This is a genomic window from Streptomyces sp. SID14436 (assembly GCF_010548465.1).
In the GTDB taxonomy this organism is placed as follows: Bacteria; Actinomycetota; Actinomycetes; order Streptomycetales; family Streptomycetaceae; genus Streptomyces.
On sequence record NZ_JAAGMD010000456.1, the window covers coordinates 1 to 7,588 of the forward strand.

The 7,588-nt window shown below is 75.5% G+C and carries 6 protein-coding genes; all 6 read right to left on the reverse strand.

Annotated elements, in window-relative coordinates:
- Positions 1–1,081, reverse strand: a 1,081-nt coding sequence (locus tag G3I53_RS15760) for an FAD-dependent monooxygenase (protein WP_164438459.1), incomplete at its 3' end; no start/stop codon positions are given.
- On the reverse strand, positions 1,071–2,273 hold the full coding sequence (locus tag G3I53_RS15765; RefSeq protein WP_164438460.1) for an MAB_1171c family putative transporter: 1,203 nt from the start codon (positions 2,271–2,273) through the stop codon (positions 1,071–1,073). The genes G3I53_RS15765 and G3I53_RS15760, both read right to left, overlap by 11 nt.
- A complete protein-coding gene (locus tag G3I53_RS15770; protein WP_164438461.1) occupies positions 2,270–3,454 on the reverse strand; it encodes an MAB_1171c family putative transporter in 1,185 nt (394 codons plus the stop codon). The genes G3I53_RS15765 and G3I53_RS15770 overlap by 4 nt, the downstream gene beginning before the upstream one ends.
- The gene (locus tag G3I53_RS15775) at positions 3,451–3,975 is read right to left on the reverse strand and encodes a toxin (protein WP_164338554.1); all 525 of its coding nucleotides are present in this window, start codon (positions 3,973–3,975) and stop codon (positions 3,451–3,453) included. Before G3I53_RS15775 ends, G3I53_RS15770 begins: the two co-directional genes overlap by 4 nt.
- A gap of 96 nt (positions 3,976–4,071) precedes the next feature.
- On the reverse strand, positions 4,072–5,298 hold the full coding sequence (locus tag G3I53_RS15780) for a DUF6545 domain-containing protein (RefSeq protein ID WP_164338556.1): 1,227 nt from the start codon (positions 5,296–5,298) through the stop codon (positions 4,072–4,074).
- A gap of 211 nt (positions 5,299–5,509) precedes the next feature.
- A partial coding sequence (locus tag G3I53_RS15785; protein WP_164438462.1) for a beta galactosidase jelly roll domain-containing protein occupies positions 5,510–7,588 on the reverse strand: 2,079 nt, incomplete at its 5' end.

A 7,588-nucleotide genomic window follows, 5' to 3' on the forward strand; every position in this document is an offset into this window, starting at 1 on the left:
CGCCGCGCAGCACCCGCCGGCCCAGCCCGGGCGCGGTCAGCTCCGCGCGCCCCAGCTCCCGGGCCAGCGCCCGGGCCCCGAACGCGGCCACCGACATGCCCTGCCCGTAGGCCGGGTTGAACGTCCCCAGCGCGTCGCCGATGACCGTGAGGCCCTCGGGCCAGTGCGGCGCCTTCTCCAGGTACCGCCGCACATTGCTGGTCGACCGGCTCAGGTGCACGTCGGTGAGCGGTTCGGCCCCCGAGACGAGCCGCCCCACGATCGGGTCCGGCAGGGCCAGCATGTACCGCAGGAACCCGTCCGGGTCCGCCGGGGGTTCGCCGCCGCGGGTGCCGCCGCAGCTCACCAGCCAGCGGTCGCCCTCGATCGGCATGACCATCGCGCTGCGCCCCGGCCGCGACGCGTACGGGTTCGGCTGCACCACGGTCAGCGGGAACCGGCCCGCGCCCTCGGGCACCCGGTAGACGCGGGTCGCGTTGACCAGCCCGGCGTCCACGGTCCGCTCCCGCACGCCCGACAGGCCCAGCGCGTCCAGCCAGCCGACGACCCGGGTGCCGCGCCCGCCGGCGTCCACCACGAAGTCGGCCGGCAGGTCGGTGTCCCCGCCCGGCGTCGCCAGCCGCACCCCGGTCACCCGGTCCAGGGAGCCCGTCAGTCCGATCACCGCCGCCTTGCGGATCCGCACCCCCGGCGCCTGGTCCAGCACCGCCGAGCGCACCACCCAGTCCAGCAGCGCGCGGCTGCACGTGATCATGCTCGGGCCCTCCAGCCGCCACCGCCGCAGCCAGCCCTCCGAGGTCAGCGCGAGCATGCCGTGGGCGAGGGATATCTCGTGCGCCCCGGCGGCGAGCAGCCGCTTGCGCAGGTGCGCGGCCGGCATCAGTTCCTCCAGGGCGTTCGCGCCGCCGGCCATGAGCAGGTGCGCGTGCCGCCCCTGCGGCAGCCCCCGGCGGTGCTCCGGGCCGTCGGGCAGCTCGTCGCGGTCCAGCACGATCACCTCGTCCACGCCCGCGCCGGACAGGACGGCGGCGGCCAGCATGCCGGCCAGGCCCGCACCGATGACGACAGCTCTACGCGACATGGGGCTCCTCGGGTTCGGCCATGGGATCGGCCATGGCGGACGGCACGGTGCCGTCGGGGGCGGCGGGCGGACGGGTCAGCGCCTGGGCCAGCTCCACCAGTCCGCCCGTGCCGGACACCTCGGTGGCGTGCAGCCGGTACGTGCCGGAGCCCTGCGGCGGCTCCGCGCGCGCGGCGGCCCGGCGGGCGGCCTCGGTGAGCATCGCCGCCTCCGCGGTGAGCCGGGCCCGGTGCGGGGTGCTGCCGGCGGCCAGGGCGGCGTCCCGCACGCGTTCCCGGAGCCGGTGGTCGAAGTACGGGGCCAGCGCCAGCAGGGCGTCGTGGATGGCGACCTCCCGCCACTGCAGCCGCTCCTGCGGCAGCAGCCGGCTGGCGGCGGGCGGCCCGGGAGTCGTGGAGGCCGGCCCCACCAGCGCCCACAGCGGTTCCAGCCGGCGGTGGTCCACCAGCGCCCGCCGGTGGGCGAGCACCGGGGGCAGCAGCCGGGGCAGCAGGAAGCCCGCCGAGCACAGCAGGGCGGCCAGCGAGGCCATCGGCGGGGCGATGTGCGTGGACAGCACGTCCAGGTCGTGCCCCGTCCAACGGGCCACGACGGCGGTGTACTTGGCCAGCTGGAAGCCCACCAGGTCCAGCAGCGCGCCCAGCACGATCAGCCGCAGCCCGGTGCGCAGGGAACCGGTGACCTCCCGGCCCCACTTCAGGCACACCAGGCACAGCGCGAGCATCGCGGCGCTGTGTCCGAGCAGGTAGAGCAGGATCATCTCCCGCAGGTACGGCGTGGTGGCGTAGTACGTGTCGAGGTCGGTCAGCCGCTCGGTGTCCGGGCCGGCGAGCGCGAACAGCGCCACGATGGCGACGGTGAGCAGCCCGTAGGCCGCCACCGTCCGCAGCACCAGCCGCCGCACCCGGGCGCGGGGCCCGCCCCGCCAGTTGATGAGGAGCACCAGCACGGCGCAGCTGTACGCGTTGAGCATGCCGTAGGTCAGCGGCGCGCCGAAGTTGGGGATGCCGGTGAGGTCGTTGACGGCGGCCAGGGTGGGCGGGGCGGCGCACACGAAGACCAGGGCGCCCAGGACGATCGCCAGCCAGGTGGACAGGGTGAGCGGGTTGCGCAGCGCGGCGCGGGGACGGCGGGCCAGCAGCACGGACGTCAGGCCGAACATCAGGCCGCCGAGGTACACGAGGAGGCTCACGCGGTCCCCGCAGGGGTCGTGCCGCCGGCCACCGGCGCCGTGGGCAGCGGCGGGGCCACGGCGGACAGCGCGTCCGCGATCCGGGCCAGCCCCGCCGGTCCGGGGACCCGGTCGAGGAGGCGTCCGGCGCCGTCGGGCGGGGGCGTGCCGGGCCGGGCGTCCGCCTCGTCCCGTACCGCCGCCGTAATGATTGCCGCCCAGGCGGCGGCCTCCGCCCACTCCGGGTCGCCCGTCGTGCCGAGGACCGCGGCGCGGGTCCGGTCGTACAGGTGCCGGTCGAAGTAGGCGTCCAGGTGACTCAGCGCGTTGTGGATACTGGTCTGACGCCACATCAGCCGGGTGGCGGGGGAGGCGCAGCGGGGGCGGGGCAGGCGCAGCGACCGCCGGGTGAGGAGCCCGTCCAGGACCCGCTCCAGGGGCGCCAGCCGGGCGTACGTGCGGCGCGCCGTGCGCCAGTCCGTCACCCGCGGCCCCACCAGCGGGACGAGGACGCCGGTCACCGTCATCACCGCGCCCAGGCCCGCCGCGGCCGGGGAGACGGCGGTGCCCAGCGCCGGCCAGTCCCGCCCGGTCCAGCGGGCGCCCACCGCGACCAGTTTGGCCACGCTGTACCCGGCACCGCACAGGGAACCGGCCCCGAACAGGGTCAGCCCCACCCGCAGCCGGCCGCGCACCCGGCGCGCCCACGTCAGCGACGACACCGTGGTGACGGTGACCGCGACGAGGTGGGCGAGCAGGTACAGCACGATCATCTGCGCGATCCACGGCGTGGTCGCGTAGTAGGTGTCCAGGTCGGTGCGGCGTTCCTCGGGCGCGTCGGCGAGCGTGAACGTGACGGCGATCCCGAGGACCACGCCCGCGTAGGCGAGGATCCAGCGCCGGGCGGTGCGGTGCACCCGGGGCCCGCCCCGCCAGTGCACGATCAGCACCTGGGAGGCGGCGCAGTACGCGGTGATCGCCGCGTACGTCACCGGTGCCGCGAGGTTCGGCACCCCGCTGAGCCGGTTGACCGCGCCGACCGTGGGCGGCGCCCCCAGGGCGAAGCACAGTCCCGCGAGGCCCAGCACCGCGCAGATGGCCCGCAGGTACGGGTCGCGCCGGTGCCGCAGCAGGTCCGGCGCCCTGACCAGCAGGCCGAGCCACAGCATGCCGCAACTGACGTAGTTGATGAGGCCGTTCATCGCCGCGTCCCGCGGTGGTTCAGGGCGGCCCCGATGCGGGCGGCGAGGTCCTGGGGTTCCTGATCGGTCCCGCCCTCCGTGGCGAACACCGAGTCGGGGGTGGCCTCCAGCCAGGTGCGCAGCCGGCGCCCCATCAGCATGCCGAAGCGGTCCGCCTCCTGCTCCTCGGCCTCGCTGAAGTCGGTGCGGGCGGCGACGCGTTCACCCGGCCCGGCCGCCGGGGAGGGGGCGGGGCCGCGCCGGTGCATGTGCCACACCTCGTGGCACAGGATCACGATCTGGTGCCAGACCGCGGCCCGTTCGTCCACCACCACGTCGTCGTGGCTCTCCCGGTCCAGCCACAGTCCGCTGGCCGTGTGCGGCGGGAACGCCGCCCGGTGGACGACGACGTCACGCCCGCGCCAGGCGCTGACCGAGGCGACCAGCGCGTCGAACAGGTCCTCCGGATCGGCCGGGACGGCCACCCTGATGGGGTCGATGAGGGCGTCGGCGAGACGTCGCATCTCCTTCCTGGTACGCACCGGTGTCTCCCTGTTCTCCCGGAACCCCTGGGCCTGGTTCGGTCACCCGTGCAATATGCCAAGCGAGGTGCCGTTCCGGCCACCTCTGCGGGTGCGTCACTCGGTGACCGGCACCGTCCGGTCGGCACGGGCGCGGACCGTGCGCAGGTCGTCGGGGCGGCGCAGGGCGCGGGAGACCGCCCCGATGCCCCGCAGCAGGTCCGTGGTGTCGGGGTCGCGGGCGGTGCCGTCGTCGTCCGCCCGGGGCCCGGCCTCCACGGCGTCCAGGATCACCACGGCCGCCGCGAGCGCCCTGGCCCGCTCCGGCGGGTGCCCCAGTCCGAGGGCGGCGGCGTGGGACCGCTCGTGCAGCCGCTCGTCGATACGCCGGGCCAGCGGCAGCAGCACGTCCCGGATGAAGGTCTCCCGCCGGGTCAGCCGCAGTTCGATGCTGGCGCGCAGCACGAAGGGGACCCCGGAGCCGTGCACGCGCCGCATCAGCAGGTACAGGGGCCGCAGTTGGTGGTGGGCCAGGCGCAGCCGCCACCGCTCGTGCAGGTACTGGCCGGCGTGCGGCAGGATGAAGCCGACGGCGATCGACACCGCGGACAGGCAGGCCAGCGCCGGGGCCACGTGGAGGTTCAGCCAGTCCAGGTCGCGGCCCGCCCAACGGGCGCCCACGGCCGTCAGCTTGGCCGCGTCGAAGCCCAGGTTCAGCGCGTAGCCGACGCCCAGGAACATCAGTCCCCAGCGCAGCAGGGCGTCGAGCCCGTCGGTGCGGATCCAGTTCCAGATCAGCTTCGAGGTGATGAGCACCGCCACGGTGTGCGCGAGGAGGTACAGCAGGATCTCCTCGCGCATGAACGGGGTGGTGGCGTAGTAGGTGTCCAGGTCGAGGGTCCGCTCCACGGGCACGTCCGCCAGGGCGAACAGCACCCACAGCAGCACGATCACGCCCCCGTAGCAGGACAGCACCCAGCGGGTGGCGCGGCGGGTGGAGGCGGAGTGCTCCGACAGGCCGTTGCGCCAGGCGATGATCAGCACCAGGCAGGATCCGCAGAACGCGGTCAGCAGCGAATACACCCAGGGCGCCGAGATGTTGGGCACGCCGGTGACCCGGTTGACCCACACGATGGTCGACGGCGCGACGAACACGAAGACCGCGCAGGCGAGCAGCAGCAGCCCGCCGACCGCGCGCAGCAGCGGATCCGTCCAGAGCCGGATGATCGTCGGCAGCTTGATGGCGAGGGCGGCGGCGAGCACGGCGGCCGGGATCCACCAGAACGAGGGGTAGAAGTCGCTGAGGAACGAGGCCGGGCCCAGGGCCGCGTCCGCGGACTCCATCGCGTCCCCCGCTCTCGTCACCGCCGTGGTCACAGTCGTCTGAGCCTACGCGCCCGCGCGGGCCCGCGTCAGGCGAACCGGTGACCGCTGTGCCGCCCGGACGGGGCCAGACGGCTCTGGAACAGGGCGAGTCGGGCCCGGCGAGGCGTCCCCGCCCGCCGGCCGCGGCTATCGCTCGGTGCGCAGCCGGGCGGGCGGGCGGGGGCGGGGCTCACCGCCCCGGCGAGTCCACCGCCTTCACCGGGACGCCGCCGGCGGCCGCCCCGATCAGCGTCAGCCGTACGTCGCGGGGCCCCGCCGGGGTGGTCCCGTCGGCCAGCACCGCCAGGGCCAGGGTGTTGGCACCGCGGGTGCGCAGGATCCCGTTGGGCAGCACGAAGGTGTGCTGCGGGCCCACGTCGTTGATGTACTGGCCCATGTTCCAGCCGTTGAGGAAGATCTGGACGCGGTAGGCGCGCCCCGGGTCGTCGTCCAGGGTGAGGCCGACGGAGGCGTCCACGCCCGGGTCGACGTCCAGCCGGAACCCCGTCCGGTACCAGGTCACCCCCTGCCGCCGTCGCGCGCGCAGGGAGTCGGCGCGGCGCCAGTCCGCGTCGTCGTACCCCGGCAGGTGCCAGCCGGCGCGCTCCCCGAACAGCCCGCCGTGGTTGAGCGGTCCGCGCACCGGGTCCGGTTCCCGGGCGCCCTGGATCCGCCAGGTCACCGTGGCGTCGGCGCCCTTGAGGGCCACGGACCGCAGCCCGCGCCCCGCCCGGTACGCGGAGGGCTCCTCGCCGTCCGCGTGCTGCATCGGCCGGACCAGCACGGACAGCACGTGGCGGGCCCGACCGCGCAGCTCCGCGGGGACGGCGAAGGACACCGTGGCGTTCCAGGTGCCCCGGTCCGCGGTGTCCGCGCCGGGCACCGGCATGCGGTGCGTGCCCAGCGGGCGCCCGTCCAGCCAGGCCATCAACAGCCCCTGCGTGCCGGTGCGGTAGGACAGGGACACCGTCTCCAGGCCGCGGGCGTCCGCGATCCGCCCCCGGTACCAGACGTCGCCGTAGTGGAAGCCGTAGTCGTCGGCGAACAGCACCGGCTGCCCGTCGGGCACGGGGGTGATGCTGTGGGAGGCGGTGAGGTCGGCGGTCCGCCACCCGGAGTCGTCGTAGCCGGGGTCGGCCTCCGGGTTCTCCGCTCGCCGCCGCCAGCCCGTCAGGGCGGGCAGTTCCGGCCGGTTCACGCCCGGCAGCAGCCCCTCCAGCACCAGGCTGCCCGCCCGGCTGACGGTGGTGCGCACCGGGCGGCCGTTCCAGGTCACGGCGGTCGTGCCGCGCGGCGCCCACACCTCCAGGCCGGTCTCGCCGGCGGTGTCCCCGGTGAGGTGGAGGGTGGAGCCGCGCACGGTGGCCGACCGCAGCAGGGCGGGGCCGTGGACCAGCAGCGGGCCGGACGGCGTCTCGTAGGGCCACATCCGCTGCGCGCCCGCGTCGTCCACGAACAGCAGCACCATGGGCGTGTCGGAGTCGCCGTTCTCCACCAGCACCCGGGCCAGTCCGCCCGCCCCGAGCGGCACGGCCACGTTGAGCCGGCCCTGGTCGTAGGACCACGCGGGCTCCTCGTCCAGGCGGTTGGTGAGCGGCTGGGAGTCGCAGTCCAGCGCGACCTGCGCCATCTCGCCGTGGCGGCCCGCGAACACGGCGAGGTCGTGCCGGCCGGCGGTCATGCTGAGCATGGGCTGCACGGTGGAGTAGGCCAGCCTGCGGTGCCCCAGCCGGACGTCCCCGAGGAGCAGCTTGGCGTCCCGCGGTCCGACGCTCACCGGGGCGTCGACGGCGGTGCCCGGCAGGGCGGTGGTGACCTGCTCGTCGGAGTCGTTGCGCAGGACGTACACCTGGGCGCCGGTGTCGGGGTTGGCCAGGTGGTACACGGTCACCCGGTCGTCCTGCGCGCGGACCTCCTTCGCCGGGTCGAGCCGGGCGAGGTCCGGCACGGTCCGCAGCAGGTGGCCCAGTTGCTGCATCGGGGCCAGCTTGGGCGAGACGCGGCGGGCCTCGTCGACGGCCGCGCCGTGGTCGTAGGAGGTGTAGACGTTCGTCCCGGGCAGCCAGCCCCAGGAGGTGCCGCCGAACGCCGTCCGGGCGTTGTGGACGGTGATCCCGCCGGCGAGGTGGGTGAGCGTTGTGCGCCGCTGGTAGGCCGCGTCGCGGATCCGGCGCACCTCGCCGTAGCCCTTGCCGCCGGAGGCCGCCCCGCCCCAGGGGTCGGCCGCGCCGGCCGCCGAGGACGCCACGATGCCGGGGGTGCGCGGCCG